The organism is Paracerasibacillus soli, assembly GCF_042432965.1.
Classification (GTDB): Bacteria; Bacillota; Bacilli; order Bacillales; family Amphibacillaceae; genus Paracerasibacillus; species Paracerasibacillus soli.
In genome coordinates, this window is sequence record NZ_JBHLWL010000022.1 from 35,314 (window position 1) to 61,358 (window position 26,045).

Sequence of the window (26,045 nt, forward strand, 5' to 3'; positions counted from 1 at the left end):
GGGTTATCTATTATGTTGATTATTTTTGTTTATACGTATCTTAATACATCATATTCTTTATTTTCCTTCGATAATGCCAGCATATTTGTTTGTATTGCTGGAATTATGATGAACCTCTTTTTGCTCTTTTTCATCAATAAAAGAATTCAGCTTTTAAGGAAAGCATAAAAGATAATAACATACAATAATACCTTTAAAATCAGGATTGCCCATCTTGCATACATCTTATTTTTGTTGATAAGATTTTCTATATGTCTGCTTCTTAATAAGGGAGGCCCACAAAAATCCAATCCCAATAGATAATAGCATACTTGCTATAAATAATGATTCATGGTAAAAAGGAATATTAAATACATCTAACCAAGAGAGAAGTCCCATCATAAATAATAACAATTCATTTAAGACAAAACCCACTAAAAACATAGAAATCCCCGTGGTAAAAGAGCTTTTCTTCGTATCGATTAGTTTAGTCATTTGAAATTGTGTCAAAATAAATAAACTAACAAATCCTAGTAATGTTAGGTGTAAATAGCCGATAATCACACTTCTTGTTTCAAAAACGAGATTTGATAGTGGGGCAGAAATAAGGCCGAGTTCCATCGTACTTTTAAGGAATAATAATAGAAATGTACCCATGATACATATTAATATTATTTTTGAAAATGCATCTCTTAACAGTTGCCACACTTTTTTAACTGACAAAAGAATGATAACAACACCTATCCATTGACCTACACTACCAGCTGTCGCGATTACTTTAGCAAATCCTCCTACATCAACCCATAAAATTGATGATACATACCACGGAAATAAAGAAAGGAAGTAAATCCAAAATCCGTATTTTCCTAAAGTACGTGATAACTCAATATTTTTGTCATGCAAAACTTTAATAAAGAGACCGATTAAAAATAGAAAAAGCCAACCGTTATACTGAAAATGTAAAAAGAAATAGATACTCATGTCAAAAAACATAGATTCTCGTAATCCAGTTGCACCAAGATAACCTAATAAAAAAGGGCCGATAGAAGAAATAATTAAAGCGATGAGTGATCCTTTCATAAAAAGTTGACTAATTTGGGGAATGCTTTTTTGAAGCTTGATTTGTTTGTAAATAAAAAATGCAGCCCAAAATTCTACAAATATGTGCAATATCGAAAAAATAATTGAGTATGTAGCATAGCCTTCGTATAAAAACGCGATAAACATAAAAACAGATGTAAAAAATATAGAATAAGCTAGCATGCTTGCATGTCTTTTCTGCTGAAGATTTGGCCAAATAATCGCCAAAAAGATAATAAATAAGCCAAAAAAGGCCCACCCTAAAATAGCAATATGTGAATGTGCATGTAAGATATGTTCATAGTTTAGTGAGGAAATATGTATAAACGGTATTGCCCTCATCCACAAACCGGAAAGGGCTGTGACAATAAAAAGAAATAAAGCAATATGTATGAATCTTCTTGGCATGAGTAATCAATCCTCCTGAAGTGCACTTAAATCCATCATGGTTAATGAGGAGGAAATTAGCAATAAGGTTTATAAAATGTCAATAAAATATAACAAACTTTCAACGAACCTCTGAACTTTGTCCGAGCATCTCTACATATTTACAAACTTAAAATTTGACGTGTACTTTTTATTAACTTTAACGCGTACTCTTACAGGAAAGTCTTGTAAATATAAATGGATATAAGTACGCTGAAAATGTGTATCCCAATGGATTGTCATGACATAAAAAAATAAGTCTAGTCAAGGCAGTCGAGTGCTCCTTGGCAAGACTTATTCTACATTGCACAGTCGCACTTCTTTTTAGAAGGCGTGTGTTCAATCTATACAACGCTTCTCTCCATAGAGTATTGTTAAAAGGAAAAACATTGTAAAACTAATCAGTAATACCATGCCACCACCTATGTAAAAAATCAGTACAAAGATATCAGGTAGATGGAAGGGCTTTAAATATTGCAGCCACATTCCTACTGACAATCCGATTGAACCAATAATTGCTGACCACACATGCAGTTTAGCTAGCATATTCACTTTAGGGTAAAATACTTTATAGTATAGCGCCCATGCAAATATAGTTAACCAGCCTCCAACCAAAATATGGGTGTGAATCGGGCGAAATGCATTTGACCCTGAACCTGCCATATGTGTACCTAACAATACACCAATAACTGCAAACAACGCTGAAAATCTAAGTAATAGCTGACTGTAGTTATTCATATAACCCCTCCGATAGTCAATATGTATGTTCATATATTACTTCAAGATGATGAATCACCTATGAATATGAGGTTATCCTTTCGGTAAGTACACTGTGAAAGTTGAACCTACATTTTCTTCACTGTCTGCCTCGATTCGACCACCATGTAATTTCACGATCGAAGAGACGATAGATAATCCCAAACCGGTACCTTCAACTGTACTTGTCCTTGCAGAATCTTCCCGATAAAAACGATCAAAAATTCGCTTTTGAACTGCTTGAGATAGTCCTATACCAGAATCTTGGAAACGAATTTCAATTTCCTTTTCCTTTTTGATAATTGATATGTCAATGCTACCATTTTCTTTATTGTACTTGATGGCATTGGTTAACAAATTCTCCCATACATTATAAAGTAATGCAGGATCTCCATTTATATCTATGTCAGGCATAGAGTAGCTAATCATGATCCGCTTTTCATTAATAGCCCATTGATGATTAAAAATAACTTCTTTTAGTTGATCTGACAAAGGATACGTTATCTTATTTAAAAGATCATCCCCTCGGTCAAGTGAAGCAAGTAGTAATAACTGTTTTGTGAGGCTTGATAATCGATTGATTTCATTGTTAATAATCGAAATATAATGGGATTTATCTTCCTCACTCAACGTATCCTTTTCCAGTAAATGGGAATACCCTTTTATATTCGATAATGGTGACTGGATATCGTGGGTAATATTTGAAATAAATTCGCTCTTCATTTCATCAAGCTTTTCAAGTTGTTGCGCCATATTTGTAAAACTAGTTGCTAGTTTTCCTATTTCATCTTTTCGATTTATATCAAGTTCAATGGAAAAGTTCCCTTCGGAAAGATCTTTTGTAGCTCGTGTTAACTTCGAAATAGGGTTAACTAAATATTTCGCACTAATCCAAACGAAAATAATGCTTAATACAATTGTTAAAGCAAGCAACCAGGCAAATAGAATGTGCATTTCATTAAAAAGTAATTTAATATTTGGTCGAATAAAAAGCGCATATTGTTTGTTGTTATGCTCTAGCGGTACCCCGATGGTATTTGTTAGTTCGTTTGCAAAAAAGCCTGTGACAAATGTTTCTTGGGGGAATTGCGCAATCCCGTGGTAAACTTCACCATTTAATACAAGTTCAATTGTTTGATTAGAAAGTGTTTTGTCCCGAAATGGGTCACCGAAAAATGTCTTATTTCCTTCTTTATCTGCTAAAAAAATTTGATATCCAACAGCTGATATATTTTCTAAGTAGTGTTCAAGATGAATATGTTGTTCGTGATTAACGTAATTCGCGATATCTAGTGCAATTTTTGTATTTTTTTCATCGTTATAAGGCTTTAATTTTTGTTGGTAATAAAAATTGGAAAACATAAAGGAAAGCAAAGTGCTCACAAGCATAATTGAAATGGTTGTGAGAGCGAATTTAACATAAAGCGTCTTCACGATTATTTTACCTCCAAAGCATACCCAACACTGCGTATCGTTTTAATATGAAAGTCACTTGTTATTTTCGTAAAACGTTCTCTTAACCGTTTTATATGTACATCAACCGTCCGCTCATCACCATCATAGTCGAATCCCCAAATTCTTTCGATTAAATGTCCACGTGAAAATACTTGCGAGGGGTGTGAGGCAAGGTAAAAAAGTAATTCAAATTCTTTTAATGGTAATAAAAATGATTTATCGTCAATTTCCACTACATAATTTTTTTTATTAATAACAGTCGATCCGAGAGTAATAACATCCTCGGTATTTTTTTCATAACGGCGAAATAACGCTTTTATACGGTACAGGAGTTCCTTTGGCTCGAAGGGTTTCACAAGGTAGTCATCTGTTCCAGAAAGGAAACCTTTTTCCTTATCTTTAAGTTGGTCTTTCGCAGTCAATAATATGATTGGAATATCGTAAAAGTTACGAATATCCTTCGTTAATTCATATCCATCAATAACCGGCATCATCACATCAACAATGGCCATATCACATGGGTTTTTTTCTAATAAATTTAGTGCTTCTTGCCCATTTTCTGCTTTCAAAACGTTGAACCCTTCATCTTTTAAGTAAACCGATACTAAGTTCAAGATATTTTGATCATCATCAACAACAAGTATAGTAGTCATCTGTATCTCTCCAATCAAGAAGTATTATTCAGCAAAGTATATATTTTAGTAAGGATCTTTTATTCTATCCTATTACAAAAATATGAAGAGAGTATGAATTTGCAAGTAGAGGATATGTTATATTTAGTTATTGCCATATGGTGTATAGTTAAACGAAATGGTTTTTCATATGTTTTGGAATTAAAAACTGAAGGCAACACAATCCGCCGGGAAGTGGATAAAAGTGACATACTGTAATGAAAAATAAAAAAGGCGGAAAATTTCCCACCTTAATTATTAGAATAATTGTATAGATGAATCGATCTTACATAAAAACGTAATTTAAATAATTTCCAGTTCGCTCTTTTATAACTAATCCATTCTCCTTTAGCTTTGTCCACATATACTTGTCCAAAGCGTATGGAGATTTAGATTGTAGCTGTGCTAACTGTGAATTTGAAATGAGAATGATGGAAGTCTGTTCACTATTTTGAACTGAAATAGCATAGCTTTCCTTTTTAATCATTTTTACCTCATATGTTTCGTCCCATTCTTGAAGTTGTCGCTCCATTACCTTCATTACATGGTGTAAATATTTTTCTCCTTCTTGATTTTTAGCCATATAACCACGAATAAATCCTGTTGTATTCATTTGCATTCCTCCTATTATTTTTCAATAGGTATCAAGACCATTTGCAAAAAAGTAAAAGCGAGCAATTAACGAGACATAAACTGTGACGCGGCTTGCTGTGAAAATATTCCCAAACAAAGGTTAGTTTAGCTATCATTGATCGTGACAAGGCTAAATGTATCCTAAGCAGAGTAGGCCAATGTTGGTCGGTATTGCCCTTAAAGATATCCAACATTAACTGTTCGCGCAATAAAAAACCCTTTGCAGCAACTGAATGCACACAAAGGGTTTATAGCACCGTTCGTTATCATCCAAAGCAAGCTTTGCTGGTAGGAGCACCTTACCTTCTAGGTAGGTTGCTGTGAAGTCTTAGAGCCAGTACTCTCGTTCACTCTTGATAACCATATTAAATTATTTTTATTATATCATAATCACATATGAAACTAATATTATTTTGCCTCGAATCTTAATGATTTTTTTTAGGAGAAAAAGGTAAAAATACTTGAAAGGTTGTTCCATTTCCCATTTTACTCGTAACTTCTATTCTCCCTCCATGTGCTTCCACAATGGACTTTGTAATGGATAATCCAAGGCCAGAACCACCAGATGTCCTTGTACGTGAAATATCTGCTCGATAAAATCGATTAAAAATAAATGGAAGGTCTTTGCTATCTATTCCGGCGCCATTATCTTGAATAGTAAATCTGTTTGAATCATTTATTGCATCAAGTGATAGGTGAATAACTCCAGTCTCCGGGTCTGTATGTTGCACAGCGTTATAAAATAGGTTTAGAAAGACTTGCTTTAATTTATTTGGTTCATAATATCCATATCGTTCTTCGGATACTTTAACATAAACTGTACGATTTCCTGCTAATACATCAAGTTGTGAACGCATTTCTTTTATTATTTTTGTCACATTCACTTGGGAAACTTGTAAGGAAGGGGCTTGATCCAGTTTAACGAGTGTAAATAAATCTTCTACTAACTTAATAATTCGCTTTGATTCCCCTTGCATACTATTTAATGCTTGATAAAGTTGTTCGGGTTGATTAGCTGCACCTCTTAATAAAACTTCAATAAAGCCATTTATAGATGTAAGAGGCGTTCGTAGTTCGTGAGAGGCATCTGCAATGAAACGTCTCATTTGTTCCTTTGTTTCTCTCTCATATTCAAAAGATATTTCAAGGCGCGCTAACATCGCATTAAAAGATTCTGCTAATCGATCAATTTCTTCTTGACCTTGTTTAACTGGAAGACGTTCCGTTAAGTTCTCGACATCTGTCTTTTTCACTACGTCGACGATTGTGGATAAAGGGACAAGAGTATGTTTTAAAGTACGTAAATAGATTACAAGTCCACTGGTTAAAGCAATAGAAGCGAGAACGATAAAAGTTAATAATTGTTGTAACAATATTTTTTTGAGTGGGGCAGTATTTGTACCTAGCTGTAACGTCAAATCAGCTCGATTATGACTTTCATGTGGACCTCCTAATGGTCTAAATACAACTAACTGTTCTATACCTTTGCTGTTTTCTCTAACGTGATATGCAATCCGATGTATACTTTCGTTATGTTGTAGCATCTTGAGGTATTCCTTTTTAGTAAAAATGGGAGCGGCAACACCACTATTACCTAGTATATCTTGATAATTTCCGTTTGTATCAATAATGGCCAGGGACATACCTTGGTAAAACAAAAAAGGTTGATTAGCAGGTAGGGGATTATCCTTCCCCTTAGGTTTCGTTGATTTGCTTTCTTCATTTAATAGTAACTCTAAAGGAAGTGAACCAAGTTTATCGTTCAGTGCATTTGCTTCATTTTGATAGAGGAAATCCCTCATAATCCAATATTGTACAATGCCTATCAGTAGTAAGATGATAGCTAAAATAAAAAAAGTTCGCATGAGTAGTTGTTTTTTTAAAGAGTAAGGCGATAGAATTTTTTTAAGCATGTTTTCACCTACAAGTCCACTCGGTATCCGGCGCCTCTAATCGTCCGAATAACTTGGTAGTTTTTATCGTGTAACTTATCGCGAAGTGAACGGATATAAACTTCTACGATATTTTCATCACCTTGAAAGTCATATCCCCAGACCCGATCTAAAATAGTCGCTTTACTTAGTACAATGCCATGATTCATGACTAAATACTTTAAAAGCTCGTACTCAGTGGGGGAAAGATGAAGTGTTTGATTGAGATAAGAAAACTCCTTTTTTCGATCATTCAACTTAAAAGGTCCGTAAATCACTTCGTTAAAAAGGTTAGGGAACTGATTGCGCAGCCGTGCATGAATTCTGGCTAATAATTCTTCGAAACTAAATGGTTTTGCGACATAGTCATCAGCACCAATATTTAATCCTTTTACCCGATCTTCTACATCATCTTTTGCTGTTAGCATGATGATGGAAGTTTGTGCACCACTTTTTTTCATTAAGCGGCAAACTTCAAAACCATCCATTCCCGGCATCATGACATCGATGACTGCAATGTGTGGCTGAAATTCATGTGCAATATTGATTCCTGTTAATCCATCCAAAGCTGTTTTCACGATAAATCCTTCGTTTGTAAGGCCTAACTCCAAAAACTGCAAAATATGTGGCTCATCATCTATTAAAAGTAATTTGGTACCCTCAATTGTTTTCATTTTTTATACCTCCGAACATCTTACAAATATTATCTATTAAAAAGCTGAAAGTTAGCTGAAAAATGTATAAGGCCAAGCTGAATAAAAATTTCTTTATTATTATAACCCCAATTTGTAGTGATAAGTAGATTTTCAGTAAACATTCAGTTTGTTTTCAAGGCCATTTCAGATTGGTGTTACATAATACGGTTATGGGAACTTTAAACGAGCTTACAGCAAAGTTTGTTTTCATTTTATTAGGGAGTAGGTGTCGGACATGATGTGATTGAAGTGGAGCAAGAAGAATAAACTGATTGATACTGGTAATGAAAGAATATAACAAAAACAAAAAAACATCCTTCATAGCATATGCAAGAGTGGATATTTAATAGGAGAGAATCGAAAATGAAAAAATGGATCTGGTTAATCGTTAGTGTGCTTGTAATTGGGGGTTTTGGCTTTCAATGGTATAGCTCTACAAAAAACAGTAAAGAAGATATTCATCAGACTCGAACTGCAACAGCACAAAAAGGAAAATTAGAAGTAAAAGTAAGTGGTTCTGGAACGGTAGAGGCGGTAACTAGTAAAGATATAAAAGCCGTAGAAGATAATGATGAAATTGACGAAGTGCTAGTTTCAGTAGGTGATAATGTGAGTAAAGGTGATGAACTCATCACATTTACTGATGGTAGTGATCCAATTACAGCTTCTGTTGCGGGAACAATTACTGATGTGTCCGTTGATGAAGGGGATAGGGTTCAAAATGGAACAGTATTGGTACATTTAAAAAACTATAGTAATTTACAAACGGTCATACAAGTGGACGAATTGGATGTCATGAAAGTTAAAAAGGGGCAACAAGTAAGTCTACAAGCTAGCGCCTTCCCGGATGATACTTTTTCAGGTAAAGTAACGAAGGTTGCGAAAGAAGGAAACTCTGAAAATGGAACAACGACATTTGATGTAACGATTTCCATTCAAAAACCAAAGGAATTAAAGGTTGGCATGACGATGGAAGCAAGCATTGTAACAGAAAGTAAAGCTGATGCATTATACGTGCCATCTGACGCAATTTATTCAAACGGGGATAAAAAATATGTTCATCTTATCTCAGATAAAAATAGCGAAAACGATACGAATACAAATTTTGAAGAAGTAGCCGTTCAAGTGGGACTCGTTACAGATGAATACGTGGAAATAACAGATGGGGTTTCTGAAGGTAATATGGTAGAGTTACCACAGCTTTCAACAGAAAGTACATCTACAAATAAACAGGAGAATATGATGAAAGACATGAATGGAATGCCTGGCGGAGGAATGCCCCCAAGTAATGGACAAGGACGAGCAGGTGGAAGAGGTGGCATGAATGAGTGATGCGGTTATTAAAGTAGAAAATCTGATGAAGTCATATGAATTAGGCGGTGAAACAATTCATGCATTAAATCATATTTCCTTTAACATACAGAAGGGCGAATTTATAGCAATTATTGGGCCCTCTGGTTCTGGTAAATCAACATTAATGAATATGATTGGTTGTCTGGATCGACCAGATAGTGGTTTGTATTTATTAGCGGGAAAAGATATTGGAAAAATGGATGATACAAGTTTGGCAATCATTCGTAATCAAGAAATCGGATTTATCTTTCAGAACTTTCATTTGCTATCGAAGCTGACAGCGTTAGAAAATGTGGAACTCCCGATGTTATATGCGGGTGTTCCGACACAAGAAAGACGAGAGAGGGCAATGTCTTGCCTTGAAATGGTTGGGTTATTAAATCGAGCAACTCATATGCCGATGCAACTATCGGGAGGGCAACAACAAAGGGTTGCGATTGCAAGAGCGCTAGTAAATCAGCCAGCAATTATTTTGGCTGATGAACCTACGGGTGCACTTGATAGTAAGACGAGTAAAGAAGTGCTCGAATTAATGAAGGATTTAAATAAAATAGGTCATACCATTGTTTTGATTACACATGATCTTGAAATTGCTAAACAAGCGGAGCGAATGATAAGCATTCAAGATGGAAAATTGTTAGAAAATGGAGGTGTATTATTTGAAAATGAACGAATCTTTAAAGATAGCGCTACGAAGTATTAAAGGGAATAAGTTACGGGCTGCACTTACAATGTTAGGAATTATTATTGGGGTTGCTTCTGTTATTGTTCTTGTATCTATTGCTCAAGGTTCGTCGAAAACAGTTACGAGTCAAATTGATCAATTAGGAACGAATTTATTAACAGTAAGCACTTATAGCTCTGATGTAGATTTATCGGAGGATAAAATAGAAGAATTAAAAGATTTAAATGGCGTACAAGATGTGTCACCTGTTATATCAGGACGTGTTTATTTGAAAAAGGATAGAACATCATCACAGGTTGCCATAACAGGTACAAATGCGGCCTACACAGATGTTCTTGATACAAAAGTAACCAAAGGACGTTTTGTAACGGATTTGGATGTGGAGTATCGTCAAAAAGTTGCGGTCCTTGGTTCTGATACAGCTGAAACCTTTTTTGGAATGGATAATCCAATCGGTCAATATCTCCAGATAGATGGCACATCTTTTAAAGTTATTGGTGTGTTAGCCTCTAAAGGAAGTTCGCTAGGTGAAGGTGGGGATAATGTAGTCATTGTTCCGCTAAGCACAGGACAGAGAATAATTGGAAGTACTACAATTAGTACTTTATATCTAAAAGGTGATAACAAGGATCAAATGGATTTTCTGATGAATGCAGTTAAAATGGCAATGGCACGTATGTTTCCAGGGGAAACTGATAATTATGGTGTGACGAACCAGCAAGATGTTATGGATACAATGAGTTCTGTAAATGATACGATGACATACATGCTAGGCGGAATTGCAAGTATTTCTTTACTAGTTGGTGGTATTGGCATCATGAATATCATGCTAGTTTCGGTATCAGAACGCACAAAGGAAATAGGAATCCGTAAAGCCATTGGAGCAAAAAGACACCATATCTTATTACAATTTTTAATAGAATCAATTGTTTTAAGTGTAATGGGAGGAATAATTGGAGTCTTGGCAGGATTAGGGATAGGGAAAGTAGTTTCAGTTTTACTAGGTATTAGCATTGCTTATTCACTACCGGTCATACTATTCTCGTTTTTATTTTCCTTACTTATCGGGATTGTATTCGGCGTATTCCCAGCAAATAAGGCTTCCAAACTAGATCCAATTCAAGCGTTAAGATATTAGTGTTTTAGTAGTTTATCGCAGGTTACTAGTTGTAATACTCTCCCCCAAGAATTCCAAGGTACTTAGGATTGATTGGCGGCAACAGCTAGTAAAAACTCGATTCATTTAACTGACAATCAATAGGAGGAAGTACGAAATCCTCTGTTGATTGTGGTTTTACTTATTATTATATTTGGTGTAAAGAGAGGAATAAACAGCATGAAGAAAATGAAAAATGCACATATATGGATAGGATTAATTTGTTCCATATTTATTCTAATTGAATCGATTACAGGTCTAATCATGAATGAGCCGTGGTTAATTGGGCAAAAACAGATGGAACAAAGGGGTGGATCTCCACCAAATCAAATGATGCAACCTAAACAAGAAGATAATAACGGCAATTTAAATCATAGGTTTGATGAAACAGAAGCGCAAGATTCGGAAGTTACAAACGGACAAGGTGATAATGAAACTGAAACTGGGCCGGGAGAACTATTAGATCAAAGAGAACCTCAATCACAAGGAGGTATTATGGGACTTGTGAGACGTATTCATGAAGGTTTGACTGGTAATTCAAATCTAAATTGGCTGAATGATTTAGTTACGATTACGTTTATCATTGTATCTGGAACCGGAATTTATTTATCAGTTAATGTTTTAAAAAATAGAAGAAAACAACGGAAAGAGGATAATTTTATTATAGAGTAAAATGAGATAAAAGAAATGGTTCGTATTGTAATAAATTGTAGACTGCATTTTGAAAGAGAGTAAAAGAAAAGGCTTGGCTTTGTACAAGACGTACTAAGAGTCTTAAAAAATAGTCCTAATCATCCATTACCGATGATTAGGGCTTATTTTAAAATAAACTATTTTCTAAGCGAAATGACCATCATAATCATGTTGACAAAGTATAGCGTATACTTTACATTAGTTATAATAAAACTTATTAATTAAATTAATTAATATATTTAAATATGGATATTTTGTAACTTCGTGCTAGTAGAAATATTAATTAGTGAAGGTGAAACATCTCATCTCAATATACGCTAATAAGATATGAAAGCACTTACATAAGGTTCGTGTGTTACAAATCTGATTGTTACAATCTTCTTTTTCCGCCAAAACACAAAGATGTTTGCAAAAGAGTTAGTTGAGGCAGGGAGAATAGATGGTTTAAGCGAGATAGGTATTTTTTTTAGAATATACATGCCGTCTATGAAAGCATCATATGCGGCTGGTGCGATTATTACTTTTATGAATAGTTGGAATAATTATATGTGGCCATTAATTGTTTTACAGTCACCTGAAAAACAAACGGTACCATTACTTTTATCTAATTTAGGAGCTAGTTATTCACCCGATTATGGAATGATGATGCTAGCAATTGTGATTGCTACATTGCCGACAGCACTCATTTTTTCCCTCATGCAAAAACATTTTGTAGCTGGGATGATGGGTTCTGTGAAGTGAAAATTATATAGGAGTGGATATGATGTCAAAACCAAGTTTAGATTGGCTATCAGATTTAAATACATTTGCAGTTAATCGGCTTAAGGCCCATTCAGATCATAAATATTATCAATCAATGGTTGAAGCAAGACGTGGAGAAACAATGAAGTTTCGTGAAAGTTTAAATGGGACATGGCAGTTTAGTTATGCCGTCAATCCAAGTAGTAGGGTAGAAGGATTTCAACATATGGAATACGATTGCTCTGGCTGGCAAACGATTCAAGTTCCTGGTCATATTCAGTTACAAGGCTATGGGAACCCCCATTATGTAAATAAAATGTATCCTTGGGATGGTCATGAGGAGCTAGTTCCACCTGAGGTATCCGAGGCGCATAATCCAGTTGGAAGTTATGTTAAATATTTTACTATTCCAGATAGAATGGTAGATCAGCCTTTATTTATTTCCTTTCAGGGGGTAGAAACAGCATTTTTTGTTTGGTTAAATGGCCAGTTTGTAGGGTATAGCGAGGATAGTTTTACGCCTGCTGACTTTGATTTAACCCCATTTATTCATTCAGGAGAAAATAAATTAGCGGTAGAAGTTTATCAACGTAGTACGGGTAGCTGGCTAGAAGACCAAGACTTTTGGCGCTTTTCGGGAATTTTTAGGGATGTGTATGTATATACAAAACCTGTTCTACACGTAGAAGACATTCATGTGAAAACGCATTTAAATGATTCATTTAGTTGTGCGAAATTGCATGTAGACATTCATTTATCAACTGTTCCAGTCGGTTCTAAGGCAAAGTTAATTTTAGAAGATGCAGAAAACAAGGTTATTGATGTGATGGAAAAGAACTTAGCAAGTTCCGAGGAGACGTTAACTGTAAGCGTGAATCATCCAAATTTATGGAGTGCTGAGTCTCCATATTTATATCAAGCTTATATTCAGTTATATGATCCATCAGGGGAACTGGTTGAAGTTGTACCGCAACATGTAGGATTTAGACATTTTGAATTAAAAAATAAACGAATGTACTTAAATGGTCAACGTATCGTATTTAAAGGTGTCAATCGACATGAATTTAATTGTTATCATGGTAGGGTAGTAACCGAAGAAGATATGATTTGGGATATTAAGACGATGAAACGGTTAAATATAAATGCTGTCAGAACATCACATTATCCTAATGATTCTCGTTGGTATGAGCTTTGTGATAAGTATGGTTTGTATGTCATAGATGAAATGAATTTGGAAACACATGGAACTTGGGAAAAAAGTGGTTATTTGGACCATGATGGAGCGATTCCCGGTAATAAATTGGAGTGGCAAGATATTGTGATGGATCGCGCAATTTCTATGTATGAACGGGATAAAAACCATCCATCTATACTTATTTGGTCTTGTGGAAATGAGTCATTTGGTGGTGAGGTACTTTATAATGTGTCAAATTATTTTAGAAAAGTAGATCCAAGCCGTTTAGTACATTATGAGGGAATATTTAACGATAGAGCTTATCCAGATACGAGCGATATGGAAAGTCAAATGTACGCAAAAGCCCATGAAGTCGAAGAATATTTGAAGAGTCAACCTCATAAGCCAATTATACTTTGTGAATATATGCATGCGATGGGTAACTCTGTCGGAGGGATGAAGAAGTATACGGATCTTGCAGATAAATACCCCATGTACCAGGGTGGTTTTATTTGGGACTTTATTGATCAAGGATTAATAAAAAAAGATAGATATGGAAAAGAATATCTTGCATTTGGGGGAGATTATGGGGATAGGCCAACAGATTATAATTTTTGTGTGAACGGCATTATCGAAGCGAATCGGAAACTTTCTCCAAAAACACAGGAAATTCGTTTCTTGTACCAAGACATTAAATTAGAGCCGAATCGTAATGGTGTGAAAATCATAAACCAGCGTTTGTTTACAGATACGAGTGATTTGATACTTAAATATTGCTTACTTTATGAAGGGGAGGAAGTTTTTTCCTCGGAAAAGCTAGTGAACGTAGTGCCAGGAAGTGAACAATTGATAGAGTTGGATTTTCCGCAAGATATAGATTTCCAAGGTGAATACGTCATACAGACGTCCTTTTTACTAAAAGAAAAAACAATGTGGGCGGATGCTAGATTTGAAGTAGCTTTTGGAGAATATGTCTTTAAAATAGGAGAACGGCATACGCTGAGCGATGGTGGTAATGAAGTTACCCTTGTGAAAGGAGATTATAATATTGGCGTTCAAGGTGAAAACTTTCATGCATTGTTTTCTCGCGAGGAAGGAACTTTAATTTCATTAAATTATAATGGGACCGAAATGATAAATCAGGCTCCTAAACCACTATTTTGGCGTGCGCTTACAGATAATGATCGTGGGAATCGTTATGCGTTTGATCATAGTTTGTGGTACGCAGCTAGTTTAGGCCAAAAATGTGTTGCCATGTCGATAGAAAAAGAAAAAACATATGTTACGATTAGTTTTGAGCATGCAATATCTATCCATCCAGATGTTTCAGTTAAGGTTTGTTATACAGTTTATCATAATGGTAAAATTAAAGTTAAGTCTATTTATCAAGGTGTGAAGGGATTACCAAATCTTCCAATTTATGCGCTGACGTTTAAAATATCTGCTGATTACAACCAGCTGGAATGGTATGCAAAAGGACCGGAGGAAAATTACAGTGATCGTGCTTTTGGGGCAAGGTTATGTCAATTTAAAAATACTGTTATGGATAATGTATCGACCTACGTCATTCCACAAGAATCAGGTAATCGGACTGGGGTTCGTCGTGTAGATATTACGAATCAGAAAGGTGATGGTATTCGTATTTCAGCTGTAGGTGAAGCCCTGGAGTGTAACGTTTCTCCATATACTGCATTTGAATTAGAAAATGCTTATCATCATTATGAATTACCTCCTATTCATCATACGGTCGTAACTGTTGCAGGAAAACAATCAGGTGTTGGTGGGGATGATAGTTGGGGAGCCGCAGTTCATGAAGAATATCAAATTCGTGCTGAAGAAACACTTCAATTTGAATTTATGATCGCACCAGTTTGATATGGTTGATGCCCTGTAAGGTTTATTTGCAGGGCATTACATATGTTATTTTAAAATATGTTTTTGGAGGAAAATTATGCAACGTGGTACTTTTCAATTAATGAAATCTGTAAATAAATCGCTGGTTTTAAATAAGATTAGGACGAATGAACCAATTTCTAGAGCTGAAATTGCAAAGCAAACAAAGCTTACACCACCTACGGTTAGTAGCATCGTCAAGGAATTACTCGAACAAGAAATAATAATGGAAAGTAATTTGGGTGAATCAAAGGGAGGTAGAAAGCCGACAATGCTTCACATTAATGATGAGGCATTTCTTATCATTGGTGCTGACGTAGGGCCGGCGGATGTTGACTGTGTTCTTACTAATTTGTCTGGAAAGGTTTTGTTTCAAACATCTAAAAAGCTTAGTAGTCAGTTAACTAATGACCAATTTTTGGCGATTTTAAAGAACTGTATTCAATCTGTAGTTGATTTTGTAGATAATCAAGAGAAAATAGTAGGAATCGGTGTTGCTATGCACGGTGTCGTCGATGTTGAAACAGGAACATCGCTATTCGCACCTAATTTGCATTTAACAAATGTACCGATAAAGGATGAATTGGAAAAAGAATTCGGATTTGATGTCAAAGTAGAAAATGACGCAAGAGCGATGGCGCTAGGAGAATCTTGGTTTGGTAAGCATGGAAAGATAAACAGCATGGTAGCTATTAATCTTGGGAGTGGTGTGGGAGCGGGTGCTGTTGTAGATGGCAAACTTTATCATGGTGCGCAAGATTTAGCAGGTGAGATTGGTCATATGACAATTGATTTAAATGGAACAATATGTGAGTGTGGCAATCGTGGTTGTTTGCAAACATTTGCCTCAGGTCCTGCAATTGTAAAACGCGCCAATGAAAAGTTAAAACAAGAAAATGATGACGAAATAAGTCCTACTGTTAATTTAACAGGAGAAAAAATATATAGGATGGCGGTTAATGGAAATCAAAATATGGTTCAAGTATTAAAAGAAACTGGTACGTATCTTGGTATCGGTTTAACCAACTTAATTCATATTATGAATCCAGAAGTAATTGTAATAGGTGGTGGGGTTTCTAAGGCCCAACAATTTTTATTACCAGCCGTACAAGAGACGATTGAAAAATGGGCTTTAACATCTGAAGCGAAACAAACGAAGGTAGTTGTATCACGACTAGGGGATCATGCTACTTTACTAGGTGCAGTATCTTTACTACTCGTAGAATTGTTTAGCATACAGTAAAGAAAGATACTAACAAAAATGAAGATTGATTTTAAAAATAGGGATATACTAGTTCGCTTTATCTTGTCTTTTTTAAAACTTAATGAACAAGATTCGAAGTATGCTATTCGTGATGGGCCAGAAGATCATTAGAAAATGGTAAAGGTTTGATATTTACTGTAGCTAAGGTGGAAACATTAAAAAAAGTGTGATATAACTTAGCTGATTTAAATTAAATGTGCTAAGTAAATTGTGATATACTAATTAATGTAGAAAAATTAAATATGTTGCGGAATTTGGTGTTTTTAATACTTAAAAGGGAAGTTTGGTGAAAATCCAACGCGGTCCCGCCACTGTAATTGGGGAAGAAGCTGTCGTTACCACTGTGTCTACGTACATGGGAAGGTGCAGTTTCCTAGCAGATTCAATCTGTATTCGTATTGTGAATATACTTAATACATATATGTGTATGTATCTCGTCATGATTTCCCCTGAGCCAGGAGACCTGCCAAGTTCTGACGCCAGTTACCTACGTGGATAGGGAGGTGTTTAGAAATAAAAGTAGGCTAGTTTTGTCCTAAAGCAAACAGTCGAAGTATGTATAACATCTCAACCACCTTGTTAGAGGTGTTTTATTTTGGACTTTTTTATTGAAGTTTTTACTTTATGATTCGATTTTCATACATCATACAAATATTGGAGGAAATAGGATGCGAAATAGTATATTTAAAAAACTGAATCTCTTTGTTTTGGTAATGTTACTAGCATTTGGGGTGTTAGCTGGATGTTCCAGTTCATCAGATGAAAATAAGGATAAAAATAAAGAAGATGTACAAACAGAACAATCTGATGCTGGAAATAGTTCGGAAGTAGCTTTTCCTGTAACTGTAACGGATGCAACTGGTGCTAAATTAACAATAGAAGAAAAGCCAGAAAAAATTGTTTCGGTACTTCCAAGTAATACAGAAATTGCATTTGCTTTAGGATTAGGTGATGAGATAGTTGGTGTTTCTGATCATGATAACTATCCGGAAGAAGCAACTAAAAAGGAGAAAATTGGTGGTTTAGAGCTGAATGTAGAAAAAATACTTTCCTTGGAACCACAGTTAGTTTTAGCTGATCAGTCTAATGATGAAAAAGCGTTAGATCAATTACGTGATTCGGGAATTCCGGTATTAGTCGTTAGTTCAGCCTCTAATTTTGATGGTGTTTATGATGTGATAGGCCTAATCGGTAAGGCAACTGGTACACATGAAAAAGCACTAGATATCATAACAGAAATGAAGGATAAATTAATAGCACTTGAAGAAAAGGCTAGTACAATAGAAGAGAAAGATCAGAAAAGCGTTTTTGTAGAAATTTCTCCATCACCGGAAATTTACACGACTGGAAAAGATACATTTATGGACGAGTTACTTACAAAAATCAATGCTAAAAATGCCGCAGAGGACCAGGTAGGTTGGCCTAAAATGAATGAAGAGGCGATTATTGCATTAAATCCGGATGTCATCATTACAACCTATGGTAGCTTTGTAGAAGATCCAGTTGCAGAGGTAACGGAACGTAATGGATGGAATGAGGTAACAGCAGTTAAAAACAAACAAATTATCGATGTGAATGAAGATTTAGTGAGCCGCCCAGGACCTCGATTGGTTGAAGGAGCAGAGGAACTTGGAAAAGCGATATATCCAGACATTTTTGCAGAGTAAATATTTATTTGCCTATTTCTTATTACTTAGTCTTTTAATAGGTGCTATGTTGATAGGTATTTCCATTGGGACTGTGAAGGTTGCGGTTGTAGACATTTTAAAAATTGTTTATGCCCACATTTCTCAACGACCGCTGTCCAATGAAGTGAATCCTATGTATGAAAATATCGTTATGAATATACGGATGCCGCGTGTTATTTTATCTGGTCTTATTGGGGCTTCTCTCGCAATTGCGGGAGCAGCCTTTCAAGGTTTGTTGCGTAATCCGTTGGCAGATCCTTATACACTTGGCGTATCCTCGGGTGCTAGTGTTGGTGCCGTCATGACGATTTTTTTTAGTTTATCTATCCCTTTTCTTGGCATATTTACTTTGCCAGTTGTAAGTATTGTTGCATCCTTTATCACAATCTTTGTAGTTTTATTTTTTGCAAAACGGATTGATCAATCGATGCGTGTGGAAACAATTATTTTGACAGGGGTTATTTTCAGCTCGTTTCTTGGGGCGTTCATTTCGCTTATGATTGCGTTAACCGGTGAGGAATTGAGACAAATTATCGGTTGGTTGCTTGGCAGTGTCTCGATGCGCGGTTGGGATTATGTATGGATTATATTACCGTTTTTTATTATCGGTTCAGTTTTATTATTCATTCATGCAACAGAATTAAATGCGATGTCCTTTGGAGAGGAACAGGCAAAACATTTAGGTGTTCATGTGGAACGTAAAAAAATGATCATTCTAATTGCGGGGTCTATTTTGACCGGTGCAGCTGTGGCAGTTTCTGGAACGATTGGGTTTGTCGGTTTAGTCATTCCACATTTTATACGAATAATTTGGGGGCCAGATCATCGTCATTTATTACCATTATCCATGTTGGCCGGTGCCGCATTTTTAATAATGGCGGATCTTGTTTCACGAATTATTATTGCACCATCAGAATTGCCAATAGGCGTAATTACTGCGTTAATCGGTGCACCAATATTTGCATTTATTTTAATGAAACAGCGGCTGAAAGGAAGGAGATAATATGATAGAAATAGAACATGTTTCAGGAGGATATGCCCATGAAACAGTTGTAAAGGATATTTCCTTTCATGTCGATAAGGGTGAGTTTTTTGGCATTATTGGACCGAATGGTAGTGGGAAAACAACACTTGTCAAAATGATGAGTGGTATTTTGCCGACTAGTGCGGGGAATATCCAATTAAAAAATCGTCCCATTTCTTCTTATCAACCAAAAGCACTTGCACAGTTGATGGCAGTATTACCACAACATACGTCGCAAACGTTTAGCTATACAGTTAAAGAAACGATTTCATTAGGTAGATATGCCTATAAAAAGGGTCTTTTTCAAATTTTTACTGAAGAAGATGAGCAAGTCGTACAAGATGTAATGGAACAAACTGGTGTTGCATCCTACGGAGATGATTTGTTGGATCAACTTTCTGGTGGAGAGCGGCAACGTGTTTATCTAGCACAGGCTTTAGCACAACAACCTGAAATTTTACTATTAGATGAACCGACAAACCACCTAGATTTAGCCTATCAAAAAGAACTACTTGATTTATTAAGAAGATGGACATATGAAAAAGGACTTACAGTTATTTCTATCTTCCATGATTTAAATTTGGCGAGTCTTTATTGTGATAGGTTGCTACTGATGCATCAAGGGAAAATGAAAAGTTGTCATGTGCCTGAAGCGGTATTAAAGGTGGAAGCAATCCGGGAAGTTTACCGGACTGATATAGAAAAGTATGCCCATCCTAAACTAGCAAAGCCACAAATTATGCTTCTACCTGAAGTTTGCGCTAGTGAAGTGGACAATCGTAAAGAAAAAAATAGCATGATTAGTGAAAAGCAATTAACCGTTACGAAGGAATTTATTTGCCTGCAATCACCAATTCCGTTAAAAACATTGTCATCTGGTGTGACAGGAGCTGGTATGGGATGGTACAAATCATTTATTAATCGTCATGTTAACAAAGATTATCAATGTGATGATTATAAACAAGAAATGATAGATTATTTACAAGGTCATGGATTAGACGCGAATGAAACAGTTGGTATGATGACAGCTGTTAATTTGAATGAAGTTGCGTATGAAATGGTGGAAGGTGAAGACTTTTCGGTATTTATTGTGATAACTGCTGGGGTTGGTAACGCCATTGATGCAGCGTTCGGTGAAAATCATTTCATCCGAAGCCAACCTGGTACCATAAATACATGGATTTTTGTGAATGGGAAATTAACAGATGAAGCGTATGTTCAATCTATTATAACGGCAACAGAAGCAAAAGCTAGCGTATTAAGAGAAGTAGGGATTGCTGATAATGTAACGGGAACGATAGCAACTGGGACGTCAACAGACAGTATTTTAATTGGTGCAACACAACAGGGGGTTGAACTTGTTTTTGGTGGACCAATTTCTCCTTTAGGCAAACTTGTCGGAAAGGGCGTATATCAATGCTTGCGTAAAGCGTTGGCAAAATATCAGGGATAAATGGAAAAATAGATACGGGAAGATAGTATAAGAAAAAAATTCAGACGGCAAAGGGATTGGAAGCGCATGATGAATCATTTTTTAGCAATTTTGCTTGCATATATAATAGATTTTATTGTAGGAGATCCAAAACAATGGCCGCATCCTGTAAAATGGTTTGGTAAGTTTATTCACTATTTTGATGGAAAGCTAAATAAGGGAAGTTATCGGAAACAAAAAGGAATACTCATGGTGGTGCTTATTATTTGTACGGTTTTTGTATTAAGCATGGTAATCACATTTGTTAGTTACCAGTTGCATCCAGTCTTTGGTATCATCGTGGAAGCAACATTAATCGCTACGACTATTGCACAGACGAGTTTACGTGAAGCAGCGCTAGAAGTAGTTGAACCTTTAAAAAAACAGGATATACACGAAGCAAGGAATAAACTATCTTATATCGTTGGCCGTGATACAGAACATTTATCTGAAAGAGAGCTGATAAGAGGAACAGTAGAAACGGTTGCTGAAAATACGAGTGACGGAATCACGGCGCCACTTTTCTGGAGTTTTCTTGGAGGAGCTCCTCTTGCACTTGTTTATCGGGCAGTGAATACGTGTGATTCGATGGTAGGTTACCGCAATGATAAGTATGAAAACTTTGGTTGGGCATCAGCAAAATTAGATGACATTCTAAACTGGATTCCTGCAAGATTAACTGGATTAATCATGATGATTGTCATGCGACCACAGGAGTCGTCACTCCGCGCTGCCTTGTCTATTCTATTTCGGGATGCTAGCAAACATCATAGTCCGAACAGTGGTTGGGGAGAAGCGGCTATAGCAGCCATTCTTGGAGTACAACTTGGTGGGACAAATACTTATCAAGGTAAAAAATCTCAATCGCCCTTAATTGGTGAGCCGAGTACAAATTTACAGGTAAAACATATTTTGAAGACCATCACAATAATGCACAGAACAGTGTTTTTGTTTCTCGTGTTCATGTTAATTGGAGGGATGATCATTGAGTTGGCCACTACATGGATCTAATCCACAATATATATATCAATTTTTACAATTACCGAAACCAGAAAAAATCATTGACTTTAGTGTGAATATTAATCCATTTGGTCCGCCTCCTGTCATAAGGAAAAAATGGCCTGAATGGCACGCGGCAATTGCGGATTATCCAGATCCCTATGGGAAAGACTTGGTGGGAATGGTTGTAGAAAAAGAGCAACTGCCTAGTAGCTCAATTTTACTTGGCAATGGTGGTGCTGAGTTAATTGCCCTAGTAGCGAGATTTTTTGCCGGAAAACGGGTACTATTAATCCAACCGACATTTTCGGAATATGAAAGAATGTGTCATGCATATGGTTGTGAAATGACGAATTTTACTTTAACCGAAGGAGATTGGCGGTTATCAGTAGCGGAGGTTGAACCGTTATTAAAAACACATGATGTGATGTTTCTATGTAATCCGAATAATCCAACTGGTATCTTGTATTCGGAAGCAGAACTTATAAATCTGATAAAAGCCTGCGAAAAACACCAATGTTATCTCGTTGTAGATGAAGCTTTTTATGACTTTGTGGAGAAGCCAGTAACAATTGCGCCACGTTGCGAGACGCACCCTCATTTAATGGTGATTCGATCATTAACGAAAATGTATGCAATAGCTGGATTAAGATTAGGTTATATGTTGGCTGATACAAGAGTAATTGAACAATTAAAAGGATATCAAGCACATTGGAACATGAATGCACTTGCACTTTTAGCAGGACAGGAATGTCTTAAAGCACATGAATATGTTACATATACGAAAAATGATATCACGACTGAGCGGAACCGGGTTACAGGTGAATTAAGCAAAATGGGATACATCATTTCAGATAGCGAGGTTAATTTTTATTTACTCCGGGATCCAGAACGAAATGACCAGCTACCACTTTTTCGTTTTTTATTGAAAAAAGGAATTGTCCCAAGGCATACGGCAAATTATGAAGGACTAGAAGGGCGATGGATGCGGTTTGCGGTACGGAAACAAAAAGAAAATGATTTTCTTTTGGAGGCATTACGGGAATGGAAGGAAAATTAATCTTTATTTCAGGCGGAGCGAGAAGTGGTAAGAGCTCTTTTGCAGAAAGACATGCGATTAGCTTAGCTAAACTGGAGAAAAAAGCGTTGTATTACTTGGCGACTTCCAAAGTAACGGATGGGGAAATGCATGAACGAATGAAACGGCATCAACATGATCGTGATGGAAGTGACTATCCGTGGCGAACGATAGAAAGCTCAACTAACTTATGGAAGGTTGCTAATAAGCTTCAACCAAATAGCATCGTTTTACTTGATTGTCTAACGGTATGGCTAACGAACGAAATGTTCCGTGATGGGTTAATGGACGATGTATGGATGGATGAGATAAAGCAAAAAGAACTGATTGATAAGATGATGAAAAGTGTTGCTGCTATTCTTGGTCATGTAGATACATTGCTTATCGTCTCCAATGAAGTGTTAAACGAAAATGTGTATGATCGCTCGCTTGTGCAATGTTATAGTAAGTTACTCGGAGAACTTCATCAAAAGTTAGTGGAGCAAGCTGATACAGCGTATTTGGTGGAAGCGGGAATTCCTTTACTGATGAAAGGGGAACAGCTATGCGTGGAGTCATGATTGTTGGCACAGCATCAAATGTAGGTAAAAGCATCATAACAACGGCAATTTGTCGCATATTCGTGAATGAAGGTTATGTTGTTGCGCCATTTAAATCACAAAATATGTCTCATAAAATCCATTTTATTAAGGATGATATGAAAATCGCACTTTCTCAAGCGATTCAAGCACAAGCAGCGAAAGTAGAACCAACTGTATGGATGAATCCGATTGTCTTAAATGCCAAATCAGAGACAACGTCAGAAGTAATACTTCTTGGGAAAACAGTGGAGCAGATGAGTGGTAAAAAATATCGAGATGTCTTCTATGAAAAAGGATTAGCTGCTATCAAGCAATCACTGGAAATGCTACAAAATGAATTTGATGTCATTGTGATGGAAGGGGCAGGTAGTCCAGTTGAATTAAATTTGAAAGATCGAGAACTTGTAAATATGAAAATAGCTGACCTTGCCGATGTTCCAGTTTTATTAGTTGCTGATATTGACCGGGGTGGCGTGTTTGCGAGTATTATTGGGACGCTTGAGTTGTTAACACCACTAGAGAGGGAACGTGTACAAGGAATTATTATTAATAAGTTTCGGGGGGATCCTTCCTTGTTTCATGATGGGATTCGTTGGATTGAAGAACATACAAATATTCCCGTACTTGGCTTGATTCCATATATTGAACATCAAATTCCGGCGGAGGATTCCCTTTCGGAAATGAATCGGTTTGAGAAGAATGTGGAACTTGATAATAAGGAAGATTATTATGAAGATTTAGCCGTGAAAATCCAAAAGCACCTTGATTGGCAACAAATCATCAATATCATGAATCGATGGGTAAAAAAATGAAGTCATATCTATATGGATTGGTCATGACTGTGCAATTTTTCAGTATGCTACCGATTAATAAGGAAGTACCAATGACGGCTAAAAATATGGAACGTGCTATTCGCGTATTTCCGCTATTTGGTTTGTTTATTGGATGTATCTACTCAGGGTTTGCATACGTACTACTACAGTGGACTCCACTCTCTCCTTTAGCAAGTTCGTTTTTCTTATGGTTGCTTATTATCGTGTTGACAGGTGGCATTCATCTTGACGGTTGGATAGATGCTAGTGATGCATTTTTTTCATATCGTGATCCTGAAAAGCGCCTTGAAATTATGAAGGATCCTCGTGTAGGTGCGTTTGGAGTGCTAAGCGTCATCGTACTGCTTGCAACTAAATTTATATTTATTTATGAGATGATATCACAGGTATCGCCAAGTACTTTCGTATTTATTTTGTTCATTCCTTTTTTTAGTAGAACGTTGATGGGAATGATATTAGTACTCGTACCTTCAGCAAAAAAGGATGGATTAGGGTACATGTTTCAGAAAGCTTGTCGTCCGAAGTCAGTATACTTCTATCTTTTTTATATTGTCCCAGTGTTAATTACAGTTGGAATATGGAACGAAAAAGTACTGATAATCGTAATGATCATGCTAATCAGTGTAATCATTTTATTTTTCTTTATCCGCAGAAAAGCGGTGAAATGGTTTACGGGTATTACAGGTGATGTCGTTGGTGCAGCAACAGAGGGGGTGGAAGTCTTTCTATGGATGATTGTTTGGCTATTACTTTGTTACGTCATGGGATGACAGGAGAAAATGCAAAAGGAGCATATATTGGTTGGACAGATGCAGTTTTAAGTGATGAGGGAAAAAAGGCAGTATATGCGATTAGGGAGCAAGTACCTTATAAAGAGCTGCTCTTTTCTAGTGATTTAAGCCGTTGTATGGCTACAGCAAAAATAATCTTTCCTGACCAGTACATACAACCGTTAACAGAGTTAAGGGAAATGAACTTTGGTGCATGGGAAGGAAAAACGTATGATGCGCTAAAGGAATTGGAAGATTACCGAAAATGGTTAGATGACCCCTTTCACGTTGTCCCAAATGGTGGTGAATCTTTTACGTCGTTTTCTGGACGAATTGAAATGGGATTTTCTAAGGTTGTGGAAGAGATATTGGACAACAGTGCAAAAGGTGCGACAATTGTAACTCATGGAGGAGTGATTCGTTATTTGTTAACGAAGTATTCTGGAATGGGTCATACATTTTTCGAATGGAAAATTCCATATGCTCATGGTTACGAATTGATATGGGGTAAGGAGAGTTTAAGGAGGCGGAAAGCGTGCATGTCGTTACGGGTGGTGCCTACAATGGAAAAGCGAAATGGGTAAGAGATTTTTACGGATTAAATGAAACGAGTAATTTTCAATGGATTTCCGCTTATTTAGGTGCAGATTTGCCAAAAGAACTGTCGGTAATGGACCAGGACGTTATGATATTAGAAGGTGTGGAACAGTGGGTTTTACAATGGTTAGACAACGAGAACATAACGGATTATCGCACTTATGGTAGAAATGTTATGCAGGAGTGGTGCAATTGGACCCAAGGAAAGTCACATCGAAAATTGGTTGTGATTGGTACTGATATTTCTAAAGGAATTGTTCCGATAGATGGAAAAACGCGTAAATGGCGTGATATAACAGGATGGTTTTATCAAGATCTTGTTGCTTTAAGCTCACGAGTAGATTTAATTTGGTATGGAATACAAAAGCGTTTGAAGTAGTGTAAAAGCAAAATGGCTCACATAATAATCAGAGGGGAAG

At 36.3% G+C, this 26,045-nt stretch carries 23 protein-coding genes, 1 pseudogene and 2 riboswitches; of the genes and pseudogenes, 17 read left to right on the forward strand and 7 right to left on the reverse strand.

The features are described 5' to 3' along the window. Window positions 1-225: 225 nt before the first annotated feature. From ACFFIS_RS06835 to ACFFIS_RS06865, 7 genes are all read right to left on the reverse strand, one after another. Window positions 226-1,467, reverse strand: coding sequence for a hypothetical protein (locus ACFFIS_RS06835; protein WP_320378467.1), 1,242 nt, complete (start codon window positions 1,465-1,467; stop codon window positions 226-228). Window positions 1,468-1,824: 357 nt separating this feature from the next. Continuing rightward, entirely contained in the window at window positions 1,825-2,223 is a 399-nt protein-coding gene (locus tag ACFFIS_RS06840; RefSeq protein WP_320378468.1) for a hypothetical protein, read from the reverse strand. A 72-nt stretch (window positions 2,224-2,295) separates the two neighbouring features. Then, window positions 2,296-3,675, reverse strand: a complete 1,380-nt coding sequence (locus ACFFIS_RS06845; protein ID WP_320378469.1) for a sensor histidine kinase — start codon at window positions 3,673-3,675, stop codon at window positions 2,296-2,298. 2 nt (window positions 3,676-3,677) lie between these two features. Beyond that, entirely contained in the window at window positions 3,678-4,349 is a 672-nt protein-coding gene (locus tag ACFFIS_RS06850; RefSeq protein ID WP_320378470.1) for a response regulator transcription factor, read from the reverse strand. Window positions 4,350-4,653: 304 nt separating this feature from the next. Next, window positions 4,654-4,980: a hypothetical protein gene (locus ACFFIS_RS06855; protein ID WP_320378471.1), complete on the reverse strand. Its 327-nt coding sequence runs from the start codon at window positions 4,978-4,980 to the stop codon at window positions 4,654-4,656. A gap of 280 nt (window positions 4,981-5,260) precedes the next feature. Beyond that, a riboswitch (SAM riboswitch) is annotated at window positions 5,261-5,363 on the reverse strand. A 62-nt stretch (window positions 5,364-5,425) separates the two neighbouring features. Continuing rightward, window positions 5,426-6,913: a sensor histidine kinase gene (locus ACFFIS_RS06860; RefSeq protein WP_390186740.1), complete on the reverse strand. Its 1,488-nt coding sequence runs from the start codon at window positions 6,911-6,913 to the stop codon at window positions 5,426-5,428. An 8-nt stretch (window positions 6,914-6,921) separates the two neighbouring features. Continuing rightward, window positions 6,922-7,605: a response regulator transcription factor gene (locus ACFFIS_RS06865; RefSeq protein ID WP_390186741.1), complete on the reverse strand. Its 684-nt coding sequence runs from the start codon at window positions 7,603-7,605 to the stop codon at window positions 6,922-6,924. A 384-nt stretch (window positions 7,606-7,989) separates the two neighbouring features. Here ACFFIS_RS06865 and ACFFIS_RS06870 point away from each other — a divergent pair, with 384 nt between their 5' ends. The 17 genes and pseudogenes from ACFFIS_RS06870 (at window position 7,990) to ACFFIS_RS06950 (ending at window position 26,005) form a co-directional block, all read left to right on the forward strand. After that, window positions 7,990-8,958, forward strand: coding sequence for an efflux RND transporter periplasmic adaptor subunit (locus ACFFIS_RS06870; RefSeq protein ID WP_390186742.1), 969 nt, complete (start codon window positions 7,990-7,992; stop codon window positions 8,956-8,958). Beyond that, window positions 8,951-9,682: an ABC transporter ATP-binding protein gene (locus ACFFIS_RS06875; RefSeq protein WP_390186743.1), complete on the forward strand. Its 732-nt coding sequence runs from the start codon at window positions 8,951-8,953 to the stop codon at window positions 9,680-9,682. Before ACFFIS_RS06870 ends, ACFFIS_RS06875 begins: the two co-directional genes overlap by 8 nt. Further along, window positions 9,645-10,802 carry an ABC transporter permease gene (locus ACFFIS_RS06880; protein ID WP_320379747.1) on the forward strand — a complete coding sequence of 386 codons (1,158 nt, stop codon included), beginning with the start codon at window positions 9,645-9,647 and terminating at the stop codon, window positions 10,800-10,802. Before ACFFIS_RS06875 ends, ACFFIS_RS06880 begins: the two co-directional genes overlap by 38 nt. 150 nt (window positions 10,803-10,952) lie before the next feature. Further along, complete coding sequence (locus tag ACFFIS_RS06885; protein WP_390187089.1) at window positions 10,953-11,492, forward strand: PepSY domain-containing protein; 540 nt, start codon at window positions 10,953-10,955, stop codon at window positions 11,490-11,492. 396 nt (window positions 11,493-11,888) lie between these two features. Further along, window positions 11,889-12,254: pseudogene (locus ACFFIS_RS06890) on the forward strand (carbohydrate ABC transporter permease); the annotation flags it as partial. Window positions 12,255-12,273: 19 nt separating this feature from the next. Beyond that, window positions 12,274-15,303 carry a beta-galactosidase, LacZ type gene (lacZ, locus tag ACFFIS_RS06895; RefSeq protein WP_390186745.1) on the forward strand — a complete coding sequence of 1,010 codons (3,030 nt, stop codon included), beginning with the start codon at window positions 12,274-12,276 and terminating at the stop codon, window positions 15,301-15,303. Between the two features lie 76 nt (window positions 15,304-15,379). Next, window positions 15,380-16,564 (forward strand): ROK family transcriptional regulator, encoded by a 1,185-nt coding sequence (locus ACFFIS_RS06900; RefSeq protein ID WP_320378477.1) that lies wholly within the window; start codon window positions 15,380-15,382, stop codon window positions 16,562-16,564. Between the two features lie 259 nt (window positions 16,565-16,823). Then, window positions 16,824-17,070, forward strand: a riboswitch (cobalamin riboswitch). Window positions 17,071-17,253: 183 nt separating this feature from the next. Continuing rightward, complete coding sequence (locus ACFFIS_RS06905; protein WP_390186746.1) at window positions 17,254-18,252, forward strand: ABC transporter substrate-binding protein; 999 nt, start codon at window positions 17,254-17,256, stop codon at window positions 18,250-18,252. Continuing rightward, window positions 18,215-19,276, forward strand: a complete 1,062-nt coding sequence (locus ACFFIS_RS06910; protein WP_390186747.1) for a FecCD family ABC transporter permease — start codon at window positions 18,215-18,217, stop codon at window positions 19,274-19,276. The genes ACFFIS_RS06905 and ACFFIS_RS06910 overlap by 38 nt, the downstream gene beginning before the upstream one ends. Window position 19,277: 1 nt before the next feature. After that, window positions 19,278-20,750 carry an adenosylcobinamide amidohydrolase gene (locus ACFFIS_RS06915; protein ID WP_390186749.1) on the forward strand — a complete coding sequence of 491 codons (1,473 nt, stop codon included), beginning with the start codon at window positions 19,278-19,280 and terminating at the stop codon, window positions 20,748-20,750. Between the two features lie 66 nt (window positions 20,751-20,816). Beyond that, window positions 20,817-21,779, forward strand: a complete 963-nt coding sequence (gene cbiB, locus ACFFIS_RS06920) for an adenosylcobinamide-phosphate synthase CbiB (protein WP_390186750.1) — start codon at window positions 20,817-20,819, stop codon at window positions 21,777-21,779. Next, window positions 21,754-22,827, forward strand: a complete 1,074-nt coding sequence (cobD, locus tag ACFFIS_RS06925) for a threonine-phosphate decarboxylase CobD (RefSeq protein WP_390186752.1) — start codon at window positions 21,754-21,756, stop codon at window positions 22,825-22,827. The genes cbiB and cobD overlap by 26 nt, the downstream gene beginning before the upstream one ends. Further along, window positions 22,812-23,405 (forward strand): bifunctional adenosylcobinamide kinase/adenosylcobinamide-phosphate guanylyltransferase, encoded by a 594-nt coding sequence (locus tag ACFFIS_RS06930; protein WP_320378482.1) that lies wholly within the window; start codon window positions 22,812-22,814, stop codon window positions 23,403-23,405. Before cobD ends, ACFFIS_RS06930 begins: the two co-directional genes overlap by 16 nt. Further along, window positions 23,390-24,238, forward strand: a complete 849-nt coding sequence (locus tag ACFFIS_RS06935; RefSeq protein ID WP_390186753.1) for a cobyric acid synthase — start codon at window positions 23,390-23,392, stop codon at window positions 24,236-24,238. The genes ACFFIS_RS06930 and ACFFIS_RS06935 overlap by 16 nt, the downstream gene beginning before the upstream one ends. Continuing rightward, complete coding sequence (gene cobS / locus ACFFIS_RS06940) at window positions 24,235-25,029, forward strand: adenosylcobinamide-GDP ribazoletransferase (protein WP_390186754.1); 795 nt, start codon at window positions 24,235-24,237, stop codon at window positions 25,027-25,029. The genes ACFFIS_RS06935 and cobS overlap by 4 nt, the downstream gene beginning before the upstream one ends. Beyond that, on the forward strand, window positions 24,987-25,613 hold the full coding sequence (locus tag ACFFIS_RS06945) for a histidine phosphatase family protein (protein WP_320378486.1): 627 nt from the start codon (window positions 24,987-24,989) through the stop codon (window positions 25,611-25,613). Before cobS ends, ACFFIS_RS06945 begins: the two co-directional genes overlap by 43 nt. Next, window positions 25,565-26,005: a bifunctional adenosylcobinamide kinase/adenosylcobinamide-phosphate guanylyltransferase gene (locus tag ACFFIS_RS06950; RefSeq protein ID WP_320378487.1), complete on the forward strand. Its 441-nt coding sequence runs from the start codon at window positions 25,565-25,567 to the stop codon at window positions 26,003-26,005. Before ACFFIS_RS06945 ends, ACFFIS_RS06950 begins: the two co-directional genes overlap by 49 nt. The last annotated feature ends 40 nt before the right edge of the window (window positions 26,006-26,045 follow it).

Coding starts and splice junctions, on each gene's coding strand:
- ACFFIS_RS06945 (WP_320378486.1), top strand. CDS start 24,987: ATGGATGATTGTTTGGCTATTACTTTGTTACGTCATGGGATGACAGGA.
- ACFFIS_RS06870 (WP_390186742.1), top strand. CDS start 7,990: ATGAAAAAATGGATCTGGTTAATCGTTAGTGTGCTTGTAATTGGGGGT.
- lacZ (WP_390186745.1), top strand. CDS start 12,274: ATGATGTCAAAACCAAGTTTAGATTGGCTATCAGATTTAAATACATTT.
- ACFFIS_RS06855 (WP_320378471.1), bottom strand. CDS start 4,980: ATGAATACAACAGGATTTATTCGTGGTTATATGGCTAAAAATCAAGAA.
- ACFFIS_RS06905 (WP_390186746.1), top strand. CDS start 17,254: ATGCGAAATAGTATATTTAAAAAACTGAATCTCTTTGTTTTGGTAATG.
- ACFFIS_RS06875 (WP_390186743.1), top strand. CDS start 8,951: ATGAGTGATGCGGTTATTAAAGTAGAAAATCTGATGAAGTCATATGAA.
- ACFFIS_RS06915 (WP_390186749.1), top strand. CDS start 19,278: ATGATAGAAATAGAACATGTTTCAGGAGGATATGCCCATGAAACAGTT.
- ACFFIS_RS06930 (WP_320378482.1), top strand. CDS start 22,812: ATGGAAGGAAAATTAATCTTTATTTCAGGCGGAGCGAGAAGTGGTAAG.
- ACFFIS_RS06865 (WP_390186741.1), bottom strand. CDS start 7,605: ATGAAAACAATTGAGGGTACCAAATTACTTTTAATAGATGATGAGCCA.
- ACFFIS_RS06840 (WP_320378468.1), bottom strand. CDS start 2,223: ATGAATAACTACAGTCAGCTATTACTTAGATTTTCAGCGTTGTTTGCA.
- ACFFIS_RS06880 (WP_320379747.1), top strand. CDS start 9,645: ATGAACGAATCTTTAAAGATAGCGCTACGAAGTATTAAAGGGAATAAG.
- ACFFIS_RS06935 (WP_390186753.1), top strand. CDS start 23,390: ATGCGTGGAGTCATGATTGTTGGCACAGCATCAAATGTAGGTAAAAGC.
- cbiB (WP_390186750.1), top strand. CDS start 20,817: ATGATGAATCATTTTTTAGCAATTTTGCTTGCATATATAATAGATTTT.
- ACFFIS_RS06850 (WP_320378470.1), bottom strand. CDS start 4,349: ATGACTACTATACTTGTTGTTGATGATGATCAAAATATCTTGAACTTA.
- ACFFIS_RS06835 (WP_320378467.1), bottom strand. CDS start 1,467: ATGCCAAGAAGATTCATACATATTGCTTTATTTCTTTTTATTGTCACA.
- cobS (WP_390186754.1), top strand. CDS start 24,235: ATGAAGTCATATCTATATGGATTGGTCATGACTGTGCAATTTTTCAGT.
- ACFFIS_RS06860 (WP_390186740.1), bottom strand. CDS start 6,913: ATGCTTAAAAAAATTCTATCGCCTTACTCTTTAAAAAAACAACTACTC.
- ACFFIS_RS06900 (WP_320378477.1), top strand. CDS start 15,380: ATGCAACGTGGTACTTTTCAATTAATGAAATCTGTAAATAAATCGCTG.